The sequence below is a fragment of the Hymenobacter mucosus genome (assembly GCF_900188255.1).
Lineage (GTDB): Bacteria > Bacteroidota > Bacteroidia > Cytophagales > Hymenobacteraceae > Hymenobacter > Hymenobacter mucosus.
Window position 1 is genome coordinate 721,391 of record NZ_FZNS01000002.1, and the last position, 17,895, is coordinate 739,285.

15 protein-coding genes are annotated in these 17,895 nt (G+C 52.3%); 4 read left to right on the forward strand and 11 right to left on the reverse strand.

Annotated features, from left to right (window positions below; all coding sequences use genetic code 11):
* Positions 1–33: 33 nt before the first annotated feature.
* The 6 genes from CHB83_RS07075 to CHB83_RS07100 all read right to left on the reverse strand — a co-directional run bounded on the left by CHB83_RS07075 (position 34) and on the right by CHB83_RS07100 (position 8,014).
* The gene (locus CHB83_RS07075) at positions 34–864 is read right to left on the reverse strand and encodes a phosphosulfolactate synthase (protein ID WP_045689680.1); all 831 of its coding nucleotides are present in this window, start codon (positions 862–864) and stop codon (positions 34–36) included.
* Between the two features lie 222 nt (positions 865–1,086).
* The gene (locus tag CHB83_RS07080) at positions 1,087–2,484 is read right to left on the reverse strand and encodes a tetratricopeptide repeat protein (RefSeq protein WP_045689681.1); all 1,398 of its coding nucleotides are present in this window, start codon (positions 2,482–2,484) and stop codon (positions 1,087–1,089) included.
* A 213-nt stretch (positions 2,485–2,697) separates the two neighbouring features.
* A complete protein-coding gene (locus tag CHB83_RS07085) occupies positions 2,698–3,708 on the reverse strand; it encodes an NAD-dependent epimerase/dehydratase family protein (protein ID WP_089332110.1) in 1,011 nt (336 codons plus the stop codon).
* A gap of 83 nt (positions 3,709–3,791) precedes the next feature.
* Complete coding sequence (locus CHB83_RS07090; protein WP_089332111.1) at positions 3,792–4,556, reverse strand: tyrosine-protein phosphatase; 765 nt, start codon at positions 4,554–4,556, stop codon at positions 3,792–3,794.
* Positions 4,557–4,577: 21 nt separating this feature from the next.
* Entirely contained in the window at positions 4,578–7,028 is a 2,451-nt protein-coding gene (locus CHB83_RS07095) for a GumC family protein (RefSeq protein WP_089332112.1), read from the reverse strand.
* 44 nt (positions 7,029–7,072) lie between these two features.
* Positions 7,073–8,014 carry a polysaccharide biosynthesis/export family protein gene (locus CHB83_RS07100; protein ID WP_089332113.1) on the reverse strand — a complete coding sequence of 314 codons (942 nt, stop codon included), beginning with the start codon at positions 8,012–8,014 and terminating at the stop codon, positions 7,073–7,075.
* 244 nt (positions 8,015–8,258) lie between these two features.
* Between CHB83_RS07100 and CHB83_RS07105 the strand changes: the two genes are divergently transcribed.
* From CHB83_RS07105 to hpf, 4 genes are all read left to right on the forward strand, one after another.
* Positions 8,259–9,398: an acyl-CoA dehydrogenase gene (locus CHB83_RS07105; protein WP_089332114.1), complete on the forward strand. Its 1,140-nt coding sequence runs from the start codon at positions 8,259–8,261 to the stop codon at positions 9,396–9,398.
* 167 nt (positions 9,399–9,565) lie between these two features.
* Positions 9,566–9,760, forward strand: a complete 195-nt coding sequence (gene rpsU / locus CHB83_RS07110; protein WP_045689686.1) for a 30S ribosomal protein S21 — start codon at positions 9,566–9,568, stop codon at positions 9,758–9,760.
* 152 nt (positions 9,761–9,912) lie between these two features.
* Positions 9,913–10,800, forward strand: a complete 888-nt coding sequence (locus CHB83_RS07115; protein ID WP_055562519.1) for a tyrosine-type recombinase/integrase — start codon at positions 9,913–9,915, stop codon at positions 10,798–10,800.
* A gap of 30 nt (positions 10,801–10,830) precedes the next feature.
* Positions 10,831–11,130 (forward strand): ribosome hibernation-promoting factor, HPF/YfiA family, encoded by a 300-nt coding sequence (gene hpf, locus CHB83_RS07120; RefSeq protein WP_045689688.1) that lies wholly within the window; start codon positions 10,831–10,833, stop codon positions 11,128–11,130.
* A 105-nt stretch (positions 11,131–11,235) separates the two neighbouring features.
* Here hpf and metK read toward each other — a convergent pair whose 3' ends face one another.
* The 5 genes from metK to CHB83_RS07145 form a co-directional block, all read right to left on the reverse strand.
* The gene (gene metK, locus CHB83_RS07125; protein ID WP_045689689.1) at positions 11,236–12,498 is read right to left on the reverse strand and encodes a methionine adenosyltransferase; all 1,263 of its coding nucleotides are present in this window, start codon (positions 12,496–12,498) and stop codon (positions 11,236–11,238) included.
* Positions 12,499–12,689: 191 nt separating this feature from the next.
* Entirely contained in the window at positions 12,690–13,949 is a 1,260-nt protein-coding gene (locus CHB83_RS07130) for a hypothetical protein (RefSeq protein ID WP_143437027.1), read from the reverse strand.
* A gap of 3 nt (positions 13,950–13,952) precedes the next feature.
* Positions 13,953–16,406, reverse strand: coding sequence for a S9 family peptidase (locus tag CHB83_RS07135; RefSeq protein WP_045689691.1), 2,454 nt, complete (start codon positions 16,404–16,406; stop codon positions 13,953–13,955).
* A gap of 221 nt (positions 16,407–16,627) precedes the next feature.
* A complete protein-coding gene (locus CHB83_RS07140; RefSeq protein WP_045689692.1) occupies positions 16,628–17,275 on the reverse strand; it encodes an HD domain-containing protein in 648 nt (215 codons plus the stop codon).
* A gap of 118 nt (positions 17,276–17,393) precedes the next feature.
* On the reverse strand, positions 17,394–17,828 hold the full coding sequence (locus CHB83_RS07145; RefSeq protein WP_089332116.1) for a GNAT family N-acetyltransferase: 435 nt from the start codon (positions 17,826–17,828) through the stop codon (positions 17,394–17,396).
* Positions 17,829–17,895 lie beyond the last annotated feature (67 nt).

The following is a 17,895-nucleotide window of genomic DNA, read 5'->3' on the forward strand; positions in this document are numbered from 1 at the left end:
CACCGGGCGTTGTACTAAGCAGAGACTCCAATACTAGCCGCGGGGCATGGAGGTGCCAGGCTTGCCCGTGGGCTTCTCGGGGCGGAAAGCTTCATCTACATTGTCCATGTCAATGAAGTGAGTGAAGGTGTCGCCACGCAAGCCCAACCGAATGGTTTCGAGGCTTACAATCTCATTCGGGGCAATGTTGCCCAAGTTTACGTTGGCACCGAGCAGCTTGATAAACCATACCTGCTGGGCTTTCTGAGGTGCTTCCCACAGAATTTTCTCGAAGGGAATTTGGGTTAGAATCTCTTCTACCAGACCCGAGCGCACCTCGCCGGTGCTGCGAAACAAGCCCACGTTGCCGGCTTCACGGGCCTCACCAATTACTTTGATAGCACCGGCTTCCAGTTCGGTGCGCATCTGCGAAATCCACTTGTAGGGAGGAATAATTTTTTCGGCGTCCTTGGAGCCTACTTCGCTCAGCACCTTCACTTCCTTAGCCAGTTCCCGAATGTATTCTAGCTTCCGGTCGTGATTCAAGTCAATAGAGCCATCCGATACTTCGGCGTATTCCATGCCAAACTCGGAAAGCAGGCGGCGGTAGTCATCAAACTGGTTGCGGATGATAAAGGCCTCAAACAACGTTCCGCCGAAGTACACCGGAATGCCTGCTTCCTTATAAGCGGCCAGCTTACGCTTCAGGTTGGGGGTTACGTATGAGGTAGCCCAGCCCAGCTTCACGATGTCGGTGTACTCCGCCCCAACCTCAAGGAAGTCTTCCACTTCACGTACGCTGAGGCCTTTGTCCATTACCATGGTGTAGCCTTGCTCGCGAGGTTTGGAGGTGCGGTCGGGGAGTTGATTGAGATTGTAATTCATTCTTGGTGGTCTTAGGGTTCTTTTCGGAAAGTGGTGGACTAGAAGATGCGGCAACCTGAACCAAAGGGGTGCGCCCGGCGCCGCGCCCAAAAGTACGCCCGAATTCTATAACAGCTTGAAATGCGACCGGGGCCCGGGAGCGGCATCGCACTAAGTAGCTCTATTTTACGGTATAGAACTCCTCCTTGGCGTTACCCTCCCGAGCCCCGGAACTTTCATTAGTTACTTCCGATACTGGTCAATCAGGCGGGCCAGCGCCCGTTGCGACTCCAGCTCGGGGAAGTATTCAAACAACAGCCGGTGCTTATCAAAGTCCAGCGTTAAAGCACCTTCCAGCGTTTCGTAGGCCTCACGGTAGCGGCCGGCTGCCAGCAGGTAGGCGCATAGGCGGTAATGCAATTCGGCCTCCATGGGCTGAATTTCTACGGCATTACGCATCAAATCAATGGCCCCGTCGAAGTTGCCTTGCTCATAGAGAATAATACTCCAGTTAAGCCACGCATCTTTGTTGTCAGGAGCTACTTCAGTTGCCTTCTCGTAACACTCGATAGACGATACCACGTTGCCAATTTGGTATTCGGCAGCGGCCAGGGCCAACCAGTATTCAATGCTTTCGTCGTAGAGGCTCACGGCCTTCCGAAAGAAATGAATGGCCTCGAAGTAGCGTTCCTGCACGTTCATCACGATGCCAATGCCAAACCACGCCTCATCCAAGGTAGGGTCTAGGTCGATGGAGCGCTGGTAGAAGCGGCGGGCATTGTCCCACTCGGCTAGCTTTTCGTAACACTCGCCAATGTTGCACAAGGCTTCGGCAGTAGGCTCACCCTCTGGGTAACTCAGCTCAAACTCACTAATCGCACGACGATACTGCTCTAAGCTAACGTAGGTACTCGCCAAGAAGCCATGAGCTTCGTAGAACTTAGCATCAATGAGAATAGCGTAGTCGAAGGCGCTAATAGCATCGTCGAACTTGCCAGCCCGCAAGTACGCCTGTCCTAAGTTGTACCAAGCTACCGCAGAGTAAGGGTCGTCATCAGTGAAGCGGCGGAAGAAATCAAGGTTGTTTTCCAGCCGTTCGCTTACCTCCAGACAGTACAACAACTCCTGCACTGCCACGTCATTGTCGGGGTTGAGGCGCAGGCTTTGCTTGTAGTACTTAGCGGCACTCTTAAACTTCTGCCAGCTCTGGTACGCCAGGCCTAAGTTGAAGAAGATGTCGTCGCGGTCCTGCGCACGCTCGGCTGCTTGGTGAAAAAAAGCCACAGCTTCAGCAAAGTCGCCGCGCTGGGTAGCAATAATGCCCCGCGTTACCGCTACATCTGGATTATCTGGGTCGAGCTGCGCCACATCCTCAATCTGCTGAGCAGCCGCCACATATTCGCCCTTCATTGCCAATACTTGCGACCGATCAATGAGCAGCTCCGTGCTGAATGGATATTGGGCAATAGCCGCCTCACAAGCCTGTAAGGCCTTTTCGTACTGGGTGTTCGTAGTATAATGGTCGATGATGTTTTCAAAATCGGCCAAATCAAAAAACACGGGTTCATTTTGGGCTACCATCCGCTCAAAGCGGCGCACAGTATCCAGTACTTCCTCCCGGTCTTCAAAATTTTCGTTCATTCTCATGCTGCTACAATCAGCCAAAAGCCGCCAACATGGCAGCTTTCCGGGGTGGATCAAAGCTAAATTCTAGTGAATTCGCCTCTATCCTGAATATACAACAACCGCACCGCAGACCCACAGGTTCAGGCGCGCGTAGCGTAGATTTAAAACTTCGTAATTCTTGTATCGAAGGTACGCTGCTAGTGCTTTCCTCCGCGTCGATAACGTTTTTTACCGAGTTGCTGGGCTAGCAGCTGCGAGCATAACGAGCTCATCACAGCACCACCGAATCGTTTCAGATAAAGGCCGGAACTCCATGTGCAAGGTCTGCCGCACTTTATCGGCCTTGTATTCGGTAGGCTGGCGCCCAGCGCGGGCGGTATCCTTGGTGATGAGCGGCCGTGCGCCCGTTAGCAGGGACCGGACATGCTCAAGGCGCCAGATAGATTCGGCCAGCCAGTTAGGCACTTCCGTTGTGGGAGGCCGCTTACCGAAGCACGTTGCTGCTTCGGCAAAGAACTGGTGTAGCGGAAGACTACCAGCACTCAGTACATACCGCTCACCGCTTATTTCGGTGTCCAAGGTCAGCTGACGCAGGGCATGTACTACATCGCGCACGTCCACTAAGTTGATGCGGCCAGGAGTGTAAAAGCGGTGCTGATTGTAAGCATACCGAAAGAGCCGGGTGCTGCTCCGGTCCCAATCTGCCGGCCCGAGTATCACTGATGGGTTTACTATTACAGCTCTAAGGCCTTCCGACACCCCTCGCCATACTTCCAGTTCACCTAGGTACTTCGACGTTGCGTACGCATTGTGCGCCGCGCCCAAATCCCACTTTGCAGTTTCGTCGATTACTAGTGGCGCTTGTTCCTCTTCAGTGTCGGCCTTTCGGCTGTCCAGCGCTGCTACCGAAGAAACGTAGCCCAATCGTATTCCATGCCGTTCCAGGCAAGCATCTACGATGTTGGCGGTACCCTCTACGTTCGTTTGCTGCAGCGCTTCCTCATCCTGCGGTGCGTACGATACTAACCCCGCACAATGAAACACGTGGGTTACGCCTTCTAGCGCTGCTCGTAAGCCAATGGCATCTCGCACATCACCTTCTATCCACTCTACCTGGTCGGCTCCGGACACGGCCGGCACTTGCTCTCGATATAGCGCGCGGACGGGTAATCCACGAGCCACTAGTTCAGCAATAAGAAAGCTCCCCACCAACCCGCTTCCACCGGTCACAAAAATCATGGTATTGGGGGTTAGAGCGTAGAAGGTTGGTAGCGACACGCGCTTATTGAAGCACGCGCCTAATTCAATCTATACTGTGTTATCTACAAGGTAGCGTTGAGCAAAGGCAACGCCAATAACTTCTGTAAATAAGCACTAGTCAGCACTTTTGTTTGAATGGAGTCGGTGTGCTTGATATGGTGAGCATCCGTGCCTACTAGGTCTACTAACCCAGCGTCAATCAGCTTTTCGGCCACCTTCTTTGCTCCGCTTGAGTAGTAGCCAGTTAGGGAGTTTAAGTTTAGTTGCAGAAGGATACCATCCTGACGAATCTTCTCCAAATCCGCAAACCGGCCGTACAGATAAGTATAGCGCTCAGGGTGAGCTAGTACGGGCCGGTAGCCGGCCGCCTGCAGATTAAACATCGTTTCCGCGAAGTTCAGCGGCTCATTGATGTAGGAGGTTTCTACCAGGATATAGCGCTGCGCTCCTCCAAACGTGAGTAGAGGATCCTGCCGCTCCAAACGTTGACTAAACCACTCATCTAAGTAATACTCAGCGGCACATTCGAGGGCCACTTCGGTTACACCAGCTTGTATTGCGGCGCTCCGTAAGCTTTCCAGGGCACCGCAGATTCCTTCCGGGGTATTGCGGTAGAAGTCGCCCATTACGTGTGGGGTCATTATTAGCTTCCGATACCCCAATTTCTGCAAGGCCCGCAGTAGCTCTACCGATTGTTCAACTGTCTCAGCTCCATCATCCAGCCCGGGCAGCACATGGGAGTGCATATCAGTACCCAGTGCTTCCAAGGTGGCCGTTGGCGCAGCATCGTTACCTGACCCAAATAATTTCTGGAAGAAAGAAGCCATGGAGAAGAATAGCGTACTGCGCTAAGAAAAGCGTTTCCGCAGCTTATTCAACACTCCTCTTGTTGGCTTTGTCTCTTCATAATAGCCTTGTCCGTAGCCATAGCCGTAGCCATAGCCGTAGCCGTAGCCATACGCACCACCAGCCTTCGCGTCGTTGAGAATGGTGGTTAGCTTAGTAAAGCCGTTCGAGCGAACCAACTTACTTATGTTCTTAAGGAAAGACTTCTTAGAGTAATTAGCTCGTACAATGTAGATAGGCACGTCTGCCTTCCGCATGATGAGAATACCATCCGTCACGAGTCCTACGGGTGGTGTATCTATCATCACTACATCATAGGTCTGAAAAAGAGACGCCAGCATCTCATCGAAACGGGGGCTTAGAATGAGTTCTGACGGATTAGGCGGGGTAGGGCCAGCAGAAATAAAATCCAGTAGTGGAATAGCGGTATGCTGAATGCATTCTTGCCAAGTGTGCCGCTCAATTAGAATAGTACTAACGCCTTTTACGTTCTCAGCTCCGAATGCCAAGTTTACTTTGGGCTTGCGCATGTCTAGGTCCAGAATTACCACCTTCTGATCGGAAGCAGCAATAATCCCGGCCAAGTTCACTGTTACGAACGTCTTGCCTTCCCCACTGATAGTAGAGGTAACAGAAATTAGACGCTTCTTCTTTGAAGAGGCTATGAACTCCAAGTTGGTTCGAATAGAACGGATGGCTTCTGATATAGCTGCTTTGGGGTTACGGTCCACTACCAGCTTCGAGACTGCCATCTTCTCCTTATCATACGTCGGGATTACGCCCAGCACCGGCACCGATGTATTCCGCTCTAGTTCACCAACATTCGTTACAGTGTTGTGTAGTAAGTAACGGACAGCAATTAGACCAATCCCTAGTACTAAACCAGCCGCTAAGCCAATGGCATACACCATAAGTCGAACTGGTGAGATAGGTGCGCTGGGCAACGTAGCGGGCGATAATACTTGAAAATCGGCCGTAATGCCGGCCCGCGCTATGTTGTACTCCAGGGTCTTGTCCATCATCAGCAAGCTGTATTTCTCGTACAACTCACGAGGACGCTTAAGCCGCTCAATCTGAGTCTTAAGCTCAGGTAGCTCCTGCAAGCGGCCTTGTAGAGCACCTTGCTTGGCATCCATTTCAGCCAACTGACGCTGTAGTAGCTGTTGATTCTGAACCAGCAGCTGACGAATGCTACGCTTCGTAAAAGCTATCTGGTCTTGAATGACTTGGATAGCTGTAGTAGTAGGTTTATAGCCTACTGAGGCTCGATTTAAATCGAGCTGTAATCCATAGAGCTCCCCTATTCGTTCTGTTAACTCAGGAGCTTTTATCTCTGCTAGGGCAGGGATACTTTGTTCAGCAGATACATCTTCCCGTGCTACGAATTGATTACTCTCAATCTGATTACTTAGGTTACGCAGCAGATTAATTTGCTCCTGTAGTTCCTGCCGCTCTTCCTGCTGAGTAGTTATTGCTGATGTTACAGTACCCAACTCTGACTCCGCATCGAAGAGATTATTACGCTTCATGAAGTCCTGCAATTGCTCTTCCGCTTGGCGCAATAGTCTTCTATTTTCCTCAGACTGCTCAGCCAAGTAGCGCAGGGTTTTGGCAGATTGCTCCTGCTTGCGCTGAATTTTCTCTACTAAATAGGCCGTATCTACCTTATTAACAATATCATGCGCCTTAAGAGGATTATAATCAGTAAATCCAATGCTGATTGTATTTGCATCAGGATTTACAACCTGCACTTGCAGATTCTGGCTTAAGTAGCCATTGATTGTACCCTCGTCATGAATAATAAAGAATAAGTTACGCTCTAGGTCGCTGGGCTGGTAAAAAGCAGTACGGTATAAGCGCAAACGAAATCCAGTGGTTTCAACTGGAGCGTCGAAACCGGTTTCCTTAACCACTTCTTGACCGCCCTCCAAGTAAGTTAGCTGTACCCGGTTTGGGCTCAGAAACTTCAAATTGAAACGAGTATTAAATAGACTACCGTTTTTACTCTCGTATTCTACTTTAAAAGGGGAGGTCTTGTACAGCTCTGTCTCAAGTACAGTACCCTCCGCATAATAGGCAACTTCCAATTCTAGCGAATCGCGGAGACGGCGATAAATCAGGTCAGAGTTAATCAGTTCCATCTCCCCCGACAGTTGAGTGACAGTCTGCTTCTGCTCAACCATTTTACCTAGCCCTTCTAGCCCCAATACACCTGCTTCCGTTTTCTCGTCTATTTTGAGAACGGAAGAGGATTGATAAACTGGACGAGTATAGCGCAGAAATAACCAAGAGGTCAGTAGACCAAGCATTACCAGTAAAAGCACCCAAGGCAAGCTTTTACGGGCAACCATGATGAGGGTGGTTAGGTCCAATCCTCCACCATCATCTTCATCTGCTTCTCCGCCAGCATTGCGGACCAGATCTTCTAATTCAACTTCTTCGTTTACAGCCATGTAGGCAGGTGCTCAGGAGGAGTAAAAAGTATACAGATCTGCTATTAGTTGCCTATAACAGCATTCCGTACCAGCAAGAAAGTAGTGATGATGCCCGCTATGCTACCTACTATACCAAAATAAGGCTGGATATCAGTTAGAGTTTCGTACACAGGCCGACGAATGGGCTCGACGTAAATAATATCATTAGGCTCAACTTGCAAACTAGCGCGCCGCATTCCTTCGATAGTGGTCAAGTTGATTATTTGTACTTGCGGATTTTTCAAATTCCCCCTGATAAGGCGGATATTATCAGCCCTACCAGCCTGTGCCCCTCCTGCATTGCCACCTGTACCCACGTAACCGCCGGTAATGCCTCCTGCTTGCGCTAGCACCTCCAACAAATTCATATTGTCATTGTACATATAGATGACCTGGCCTGATCCACCAGCTACTGCCCCCAATACCACAATGCGATTGTTGTTGACCCTTGTTACGACGAATACGTCTTTATAATACTCACTGTATCGTTGAGCCAAGATGCTATCAGCCTGAAGTAAAGTGTAACCAGCCAGCTTAACCGGAGCTATCATGGGCAACGTGATGATACCATCATGCTGCACCAAGAATTCATTCAGGCCATATCCCTGCTGCTGTTGCTGCTGTTGCTGCCCACGGCCCGAGGTATTACGCTGAACAGTTTGCCTGTTACCTCCCTGACCGCCAGGAGTACCAAACATCAACTCTCCATTAGGGTCTAAAATCCGCTCCCCTTTATTGGTATTCACTCGCACTTCCAAGTAGTCGTTCGGCTGGATTATGTAGTTCCGTTCTGCACGATTTACCACATCTCGCAAACGAGCCGTATCAAGAGCACCAGCACCGTCTGTTCGTAGCAAAACGTTTTGCTGACGTAAGCGCGAAGTAGTACAAGAGAAGGTAAGCAGCAGAAACGGCGCACATAGCAGCCAAAGACGGAAAATGCGGCAGATAGGGGTAATTTGCATGCAGACCAGGATGACCAGGTATGTGAGGTAGAAAACTATAAACGCTCGTTTTTGCGAGGCAGTATTTTTTCTAAAAAACCCTCAAAGTAACCGAATTAGCGCGCCCTTTCAAAATCCGAGCCAAGCACCACCGAATGATGCACTCACTTCTCCTCACTTGAAATCGTACTTTCGTGGACCCAAAACCAGCCCCCACTGGTTTTTCTCATACTCCGTTCTCACCCTCATCTATCCCCACCCACTTATGGAACTGGTAACCACTGAAAACCAGACAATGATTGCCCAGATGGTGCGCGACTTTGCCGCGCACCATATTAAACCCCACATGCGCCAGTGGGATGAAACGCAGGAGTTCCCCATAGACGTTTTTCACAAGCTTGGTGAACTAGGCTTAATGGGTGTGCTTGTGCCGGAAGAATTCGGCGGGGCTGGCTTTGGTTACGTGGAATACGTAACTGCCATTGCAGAATTGTCCAAAATTGACGGCAGCATTGGCCTGAGTATGGCCGCCCATAATTCCTTGTGCACGGGCCACATTCTACAGCACGCTTCCCAGGAGCAAAAACGCAAGTACCTACCAAAACTAGCCTCGGGTGAATGGATCGGTGCCTGGGGCCTGACAGAGCCAAATACAGGATCTGATGCAGGCAATATGCGCACGGTGGCCGTGGAAGATGGTGACTTTTATGTCATCAACGGAGCCAAGAATTTCATCACTCACGGTAAGAGCGGCAACGTAGCAGTAGTTATTGCCCGCACTGGTGAAGTAGGTGACTCCCATGGTATGACTGCTTTCATTGTGGAGCGAGGTACTCCTGGTTTTGAAGGCGGCAGAAAGGAAGACAAGCTAGGCATGCGGGCTTCGGAAACAACTGAAATGATTTTCACTGATTGCCGCGTGCCAAAAGAAAATGTGATTGGCAAGGTGGGTGACGGCTTCGTACAGTCTCTTAAGGTGCTTGACGGCGGCCGTATCAGCATTGCTGCGCTTAGCTTGGGTATTGCACAGGGAGCGTATGAGGCGGCGTTACAGTATTCTAAAGAGCGCCACCAGTTCAATCAGCCAATCAGCAACTTTCAGGGTATTGGCTTTAAGCTAGCTGATATGGCTACGGAAATTGAAGCCGCTTCTCTGCTCACTTACCGCGCAGCCGATATGAAAGACCGGGGACTGAACGTCAACCGCGAGTCGGCAATGGCGAAGTTGTATGCTTCTGAGGTGTCGGTGCGAGTGGCAAACGAGGGGGTGCAAATTTTCGGTGGCTACGGGTATACCAAAGACTACCCCGCTGAAAAGTATTACCGCGACGCCAAGCTTTGCACTATTGGCGAAGGCACTTCTGAGATTCAGAAGCTCGTTATTGCCCGTACATTACTCAAATAGGCCTTTCGGAAAAGCCAGAGTAGGTGGCTGCGCTGTGTAAGGACAGAGGTATATGGCAGACCCCAAATGATTGAATCCTAGTTAATCTACAAATCATTTGCATCTGCCACTCATACTTTATTATCTTTGCGGCCCCTCCAACCCGGGATTTCAACCTCACTGAAGATATGATCATCGTACAAATCAAAGAAAACGAGTCGGTTGACCGTGCGCTGAAGCGCTTTAAGAAGAAATTCGAGCGCACGGGCGTTCTGAAAGAACTGCGTCGTCGTACGTTCTTCCAGAAGCCTTCCATCACCAACCGCAAGCAAAAGCAGAAGGCTATCTACAAGCTGGCTACCTACGGTACCGACGCTAACTAGTAGACCTACTCGTTTTAACAGGTTTGAAAAAGCCGGCTATCCTGCCCTAGTGGCATGGTAGCCGGCTTTTTCACGTCCGTACTTTGCATTTTTTTCTTGCGTTGAATTATCTACATTGGTTGTCCGGTCTTGCCTTGACAGGGCCTTAGCCTATGGAATTATTTTTTGACTACCTGCGGTTTGAACGGCGCTTTAGCCCGCACACAGTGCTTTCTTACCAAACAGATTTGCGGCAGTTCTCGGACTACCTCTTAAGCACGTATGAGCTAGCAGACCCAAGCCAGGCTGATCATACTCTGATCCGCTCTTGGGTGGTAACACTCATGCAACAGCAGATGGATCCGCGTACGGTTAACCGGAAGATTGCGTGCTTGCGCTCTTACTACAAGTTTTTGCTGCGCACAGGTGCCGTTCAGAAAAACCCCATGCTGCGCATCACTTCGCCGAAAGTAGCCAAGAAGCTACCTGACTTCGTGCCGGAGGATTCTTTGAACGGCCTACTTAATTCATTTGCCTTTGAGGACACGCTGGGCGGAGTACGCGACCAGTTAGTTTTGGAGCTTCTTTATGGCACGGGCATTCGCCTTTCGGAACTCATTGGTATCCGCCATGATGATGTGAGCATACCAGGCCGAACCGTACGTGTGACGGGCAAGGGAAACAAGCAACGCATCGTGCCTCTGAACCCTACTCTTGCAATAGTGATAGAACGCTATATAGAGCGAAAGCAACGGGAATTTGCGTCAGGCAGCAACGCGCACCCAGCCCTCCTCGTTACGGATAAGGGAGAGCCGCTCTATGAAAAGTTCGTATACCGCACTGTAAAGCACTATTTAAGTCAGATTACAACTGCATCCGGCCAGCAGCACCCTCACGTGCTGCGCCATTCTTTTGCCACGCACTTGCTGGGCAAAGGTGCTGACTTAAACGCTATTAAAGAGCTGCTGGGCCATGCTAACCTAGCAGCTACGCAGGTGTACACGCACTTGAGTATTGACAAGCTGAAATCCGTATTTGAAAAGGCCCACCCAAAGGCCTGATTTTTCGTTTTACCCTTAACCCCACATCCGATGAAAGTACAGATGCAATCGGTGCACTTCGACGCCGACCAAAAACTGCTCGACTTCATCCAGAAGCGTCTCGACAAACTCGAAACCTTCTATGACCGTGTAACTGAAGGAGAAGTAATTCTGCGCCTGAACAATAAGGACGGAATCGCAAACAAAACTGTAGAAATCAAACTCTTCGTACCAGGTAGCACTCTGTTTTCGCAGGAAGATGCTGGTACGTTTGAAGCTGCTACCGACGCTGCAACGGATAACCTGAAGCGTCAGATTACTAAATACAAGGAAAAGCTAGTAAGCCACTGAGCCCGAGCATAGGCTAGTAACCTCCGATAGATAATTAGAAAAGCCCCGCCTGATAAGACAGACGGGGCTTTTCTAATTATCTATCGGAGAATTCGCACTCGGGTATTATAACCCAAATTCTGCCTTAATGGCGTCTACGTAGTCGAGCTTTTCCCAGGTGAAGGTCTCGACAGTCTTAGTGCTACCATCTGCCTGCACTACTTCTTTGGTGCCGGGCTGGCGGCCCATGTGGCCGTACGCTGCGGACTCAGCGAAAATGGGGTTTTGCAGCCCCAACCGCTGCACGATAGCATACGGACGCAGATCGAACAGTTTCTGTACTTTCTGGGCTACTTCACCATCTGTGAGCTGGTGGCCGAAAGCGCCATTTGCCTTGGTAGTACCGTAGGTGGTTACAAATATTCCTACGGGCTCGGCTACACCAATGGCATAGGCTACTTGTACAAGAGCCTGATCGGCTACACCAGCAGCTACTAGGTTCTTGGCAATATGACGGGCGGCATAGGCTGCCGAACGGTCTACTTTGGAAGAGTCCTTACCGGAGAAAGCGCCGCCACCATGCGCTCCTTTGCCGCCGTAGGTATCCACAATGATTTTACGGCCAGTGAGCCCGGAGTCACCATGCGGACCACCAATGACAAATTTGCCCGTGGGGTTGATGTGGTACTTAATCTCGTCGGTGAAAAGCGCCTGCACGTCTTCGCTCAACTGCGCTTTTACGCGCGGCACCAAGATGTTCTTGATGTCCTGCTCAATCTGCTTCAGCATTACTTGCTCTTCGGCAGCAAACTCATCATGCTGGGTGCTCACTACAATTGTTTCGATGGCAACGGGCGTGTTATCATCATTGTAGCGAATGGTTACTTGGCTTTTCGCATCAGGACGCAGGTAGGTCATTTCCTGACCGGCTTTGCGAATGGCTGACAGTTCGCGCAGCAACCGGTGCGACAAGTCGAGAGCCAAAGGCATATAGTTCTCGGTTTCGCGGGTAGCGTAGCCGAACATCATACCTTGGTCGCCGGCACCTTGCTCCTCCGGCTTAGCTCGCTCTACCCCTTGATTGATATCTGCCGACTGCTCATGCAAGCGGTTCATCACCTCGCAGGTGTCTGCGTTGAAGAGATACTCTGGCTTGTTATAGCCAATGCGACGAATCACCTCCCGGATGATGGGCTCAGCCTCAACATGGGCCGATGACTTGATTTCGCCAGCGACCAAGGCGAAGTCTGTGGTAACCAGAGTCTCGCAGGCCACTTTGGCAGTTGGGTCCTGACGCAGGTATTCGTCGAGGATGGCGTCAGAAATCTGGTCGGCTACTTTATCAGGGTGGCCTTCCGAAACGGATTCGGAGGTGAACAGGTACGGCATCAGCTTGTAAAGGTATAAGTACGCGAGGGGCCGGCAGCCCCTGCCCTGCTAGGGCTATGCTGCCAGGCAAGGGCTGCAAAGCTACGAGTTTTATAAATGGATGAATTACTGCAGTTCCAAACAGTCTAAAAACCCTGGTTCAACTAGGTTCTCCGTTAGCTTCCGCACAGCGTGTAGGTAGGTTGCCTAGTTCAGGAAAACGGGCCGTAGGAACATACCTGCCAAATATGCCAACCTAAGGCGCCCGCAACCGCCAGCCACCGTACCCTCGGATAGGCAGGAAGCCGGTAGAGAGCCGCCGCTACAAAACAAAGCAGCAGGGGCACTAGCGTAAAGGTGAGCCGCTCCCGATAATAGCCGAGCACGGCAAAAAAAGCTACAAACCCCACCAACAGAGCCAGGATGGTAGGCAATGGCTCGTTGCGCAACTCTCCTCGGCGCGCTAGCTGCCAAGCTAGTACCAGCGCAACTCCCACAAATAGGCCAATGGCCGGCCACGTGCTCACGAAGTGCTCAAGGCGTGTTCCTACCTCGCGCCAGAAGGCCCACCACGGTAGCCGAGCGGCTTCTAGCAGCCAAACTAGTTGGTTGTAAGCTTCGGCCTCGTGATTGTAGTAGCGGACACCCCGCAACCCCAGAATAGCAATCCAGAGTCCAGTAGGTAAGGCAAAAAGTAACGTGAGCCCTACTGTAAAGAATGCTTTCCTATAAAGCGGCTGCTTTTTGCCTTGCTGCCAAGCCAGATATAGCAAGCAAGGCAGCACCAGCACAAAGCTACCGTACACCAGGGCTAGCCCGCCCCCAAGCAGGGCGAAGCAGCAAAGCTGGAGCCATGTAGTACGGCCCCGCAAAGCCAACAGGATGTACAAACAAAGTAGTGGCACTAAAAACGTGAACATCTGCTGGTGCACCGTCCAGAAGAAGGCCTTGGTAACTTGGTTGGACGCCAGAAACACCAATAATGCACCAAGCACTAACTGGCTGCCCTGCCCCTGCGTCAGACGCCGATAGAGGTTACTGAACAAGAGCATACTAGCTAGTAGCACCACGTAGTTCAGCAGTACATACCCAATGTAGAAACCTAGCAATGGTTGATACTTAGCCGGTAAGTGGGCTACTGTTTGCGGAGGTAGTAGCCCACTGGCCGTGAGACCCTGAACTAGCCAAGTGCAAGGGTAGCCCACAGCAGTACCCAGCAGGATAAACAACGGGCGCGACTGCCGAACTTCTCTGGGCTCTAGCAAGTGAATAGGCTGCCGGGCATCCTCCATGTACACAAAACCGTCGCAGTTGGCCGTGAAGCCGGCAAAGGAGGAAAGGTGCAGATAAGTCCCGCAGTACTCAGTCTCGGTTTGCGGAGACGGTGAGAATAGAAAGGAAGTTGTAGCTAGCAGAATGAGCAGCGTACAGCCTACGGCCTGCCGCAGCACCCTCCGAAGTGGCATTGTCATGATCTACTGCCCACCTGCACTTGTTGGCGTTGTAGTCTGGGGGTTTAGGTTGGTTTCGAATAGCTTGAGAATGCGCTTGTATTCGTCCGTCCAAGAAGAGGGCTCCTCGAAGCCATGGTTTTCCACGGGATATACGGCTAACTCCCAGTTTTCCTTTTTCAACTCAATAAGACGTTGCGAAAGGCGCACGATGTCTTGGAAGTGCACATTGGTATCGACCATGCCGTGGCACATGAGCAGGTGGCCTTTTAAACCATTGGCGTAGTAGATGGGCGACGAACGGGCGTAAGCTATGCTGTCGTTGTAGGGTTCGTTGAGAATATTGTCGGTATAGCCGTGGTTGTAGTGCGCCCAGTCCGTGACAGAGCGCAGGGCGGCACCGGCCTTGAATACATCTGGCTGCGTGAACATGGCCATCAGCGTGATGAAGCCCCCGTAGCTACCGCCGTAAATACCGATGCGCTGGGGGCTGACACCGTATTTATCCGTCAATAGCTTGGCTCCATCTACTTGGTCGGTGAGGTCTTTGCCCCCCATGTAGCGGTAGATGCCCGTGCGCACGTCGCGGCCGTAGCCTGCCGAGCCACGGTAGTCAATATCGAGCACGGTATAGCCTTTGTCTACCAGTAGATTGTGGAACATGTACTCGCGGAAATAAGAGCTCCACCACTTGTGCGCATTCTGGAGGTAGCCCGCACCGTGCACAAACACAACAGCCGGACCTTGCGCCTGCGGAGTAGCCGGGCGGTATAGGCGCGCGTACACATCCGCACCGTCGCGGGCCTTAATAGTAATGACCTCCGGGGCACGCCACGCGTAGCTTTCAAACTCAGGGGTAGTGCTGTGCGTCAGGCGACGCATTTTGGCGCCGGGCTTGTTATCCATCACGTACAGTTCCCAGGGCGTGTTAGACGTGCTATAGCGTACGGCCAGCGTTTTCTCGTCGGGCGAGAGGGTCACTTCACTGGCACCGGGCAGGGTTGTAATCTGCGTCATGGTGCCGCCGGCTACTGGCATCCGGTAGAAGTGCTGCTCACCGGGGTGCGTTTTATTGGCCGTGAGGTACCACGTCTTTTTGTCTCGGCTGAGCTGCACCTTCTGCACCTCATACTTGCCGCTGGTCAGGGCCTTCTTTTGGTTGTTGACTACGTCCACCGTGTACAAGTGAGAGTAGCCCGTTTCTTCGCTCTGAAACCAGATCCGGCGGTTATCGGGCAGCCAGCCTACGCTGCCTTCATCGTAGCCAATACCAGGGCCGTTAATCCAGGCATCGTCGTGCTGGCGGTCGAGGAGGGTTATTTTTTGGGTAGCGGGGTCCAAGCCCACAATCCACCGGTCCTTGTTATCTGCGGAGCGAATGACGAGGAAAGCCCGTTGACCATCTTCCGACCAGAATGGCCCAAAGGGCACCACGCGCCGTAGCTCACTGGCCGGCTTTTCCTTTTTGGCGGCAGTAGCGGCTTTTGCAGAATCGGCCGGGGCGGGGGCCTTGGCTTTTAGCTGGTACTCCTTGCGGTAGGCGGGTTGTTCGTCCAAGCCTTTCAGTTCCCGGTAGCCTAGCACAAAAGTGGTGTCGCGCCCAATGTCGTACAGACCTAGCTGGTAAGCTGTTTGGGCGGCGCCTACCTTGGTGCGCGTGCTGATGTCTTCGGTGAAGCCCGAGGCCGTAACAAAGTTGGGCACCAAGGCTACTTTCTCGGCGGTGGGCTCTTGCACCAGGGTGTACGTCACGTAGCGCCCATCAGGCGCTAGACGCAGGTTGCGCACGGTTTGCTGGCCCAACCAAATGGCTTTAGGCCGCAAACGAGCCAGGGCTTTTTGCTGGCGCTGCCGGGCCTTGGCATCTTGGTCTTTCAGCTTAATGATGTCAAACAAAGCCAGCTGCTGGGCCCGCAGAAACTTATCTGCTTTGTCGGCAGCGGCATCGGCCGGCTTGTAGCCCTTCCGAAAATCCGTGCGTTGTACTGTCTCACCAGTAGTTGGGTTCCAGGTGAACAGGTTGCCCCCACGCGAGTAGCTAATGAGCTGATCCTGCAATACGAAAAGGGGCTCTGCCTCCCGCTCGGCCGTATTGGTCACGCGCCGGACGCGTTGGGTCTTCAGGTCGAGCACGTAAATGTCACCGTCCTTTTCGTACACCTTCCGCGTGTAGCGCTGGTCATACTCGCCAGTGGCAGCGGGTAGCTCACGCTGGTCGCGCCCGCTCACCTTCCGGGCAGTACCACCGCCGGGGCTGAGGCTGTAGAGAGAATCCCGCCGGGCTTTCTCGGGGTTCCAACTGAAGTAAATACGCTTTCCATCTTCGCCCCAATAGATGTTGGACGGAGATGTGCCCAGCCACTGCGCCGGGTCGCGCATGATTTTATCGACGGTAAGCGGGGCCAACTGTTGGGCCTGGGCTACTTCACTCAGCAGCACTGAACCAGCGGCCAGCAGCAAGAGAACAGGTTTCTGCATAGAAGCACGAATAGTGGTATGAGCCGCAACTTACGCCACAGCAACCAATGGACAGTGCCCTAACTACTGCGTTGCACAGCGGGCACCTGGCGTATGCAAGATGTAGGCAATGCTACCTCTCTACGGAGTACGCCTGCGCTGCCCCTTCTTCTTAGTTAGCCAATGCCTCTACCCCTGCCTTTCAGGCCTAACCAGTTGACGAAGTATTGACAAGCTACCCTTTATAGCCCTCCTTTTTCCCAGGCCAGTAGCTCCGCTTGGAGGTTGCGGCGGGCTTGGGTGTCAAGCTTATCATGAAAGATGGGAGTATGATATAAAGTAGCAGCGGCCAGCAGCTTCTCCAGCACCTTGCGGCGGCCGCGACGGTACATGAAATCGGGCACAAGTCGGTATTCCTGGCGCACTTGGCGGGCATATTGCCAGTAGTCGGCCTCCGGAGCGCCTAAAATTTGCAGATCGGCATCTAAGAAGAACAGCAAATCTGAGTCGGTAGCGGGCTGGGGCTGGGTGTGGTCTTTGGTGCGCTCAATAAAGAAGGCCACGCGCTGGCGCCGCTCCTCCGAAAGCGTGGTGTGAGCCAAGAACTCTAACGCCCACGCCGCGCTGCGGGCTTCGTTGTCATCGCGCAGAGTACTGTACACGGCATCATGAAACCAAATGGCCAAGCGCACGACCTCTGCGTCCTTCAGCAGGGCCTTATGCCGGTCGGCGCTGTCTAGCAGGGCGCGCACGTGCTTTAGGGAATGATAGTGCCGGTCGGAGCCATCGTAGGCGGCCGCTAGCTGTTGGTAGGTGGTAGTGCGCCGGGTATCGTCGGGTAGTAAGGAAGTAGTGAGGCGGTGCCAGCGGGTAACCAACGTGGTATTCATACAAACAACGAGACTAGCGAATAAGGAAGCCGCTTGGCATCTAGGTATAGGCTACAAAAGTAAGGTTACCCACTCCTATTTGGTTCTTATCTCGAGCGAACTACCTTCATAAAGAGTCCTAATTCTTAGTAGGAACACCGTAAGGGTTAGCCCGCCTAACCTCTAGGTAGCGCTCTGGAGTAGCCAAGTCCTGAAACCCGAACTGCCGGTACAAGCTGTGAGCGTCTAACGTGGCTAGCAAATGACGACGCAATCCTTGCAGCTCAGGGTGGCTCCATACAGCGCCCATCAACTGCTTACTCAGGCCTTGGCCTTGAAATTCGGGTAGTACAAATACGTCGCACAGCCAGGCAAACGTAGCCCGGTCCGTAACAACGCGGGCAAAGGCAGCCTGGCGCCCGTCGGCGGTATACGCACCGAAATTGAGGGAATTAGCAATAGCCCGTTCTACGGTGGCGAGTGGAATGTTCTGAGCCCAGTACGAATCGTAGGAGAGGTAGCGGTGAATAGTAGCTACATCCAGGCGGGCTGGGTCGGTACTGATGGTAAACATGACAGAAAGCAAAGGGTCGACAACCCAAGCAAGATACGGCTACTTCCTACATGCGCCGCTCATCCGT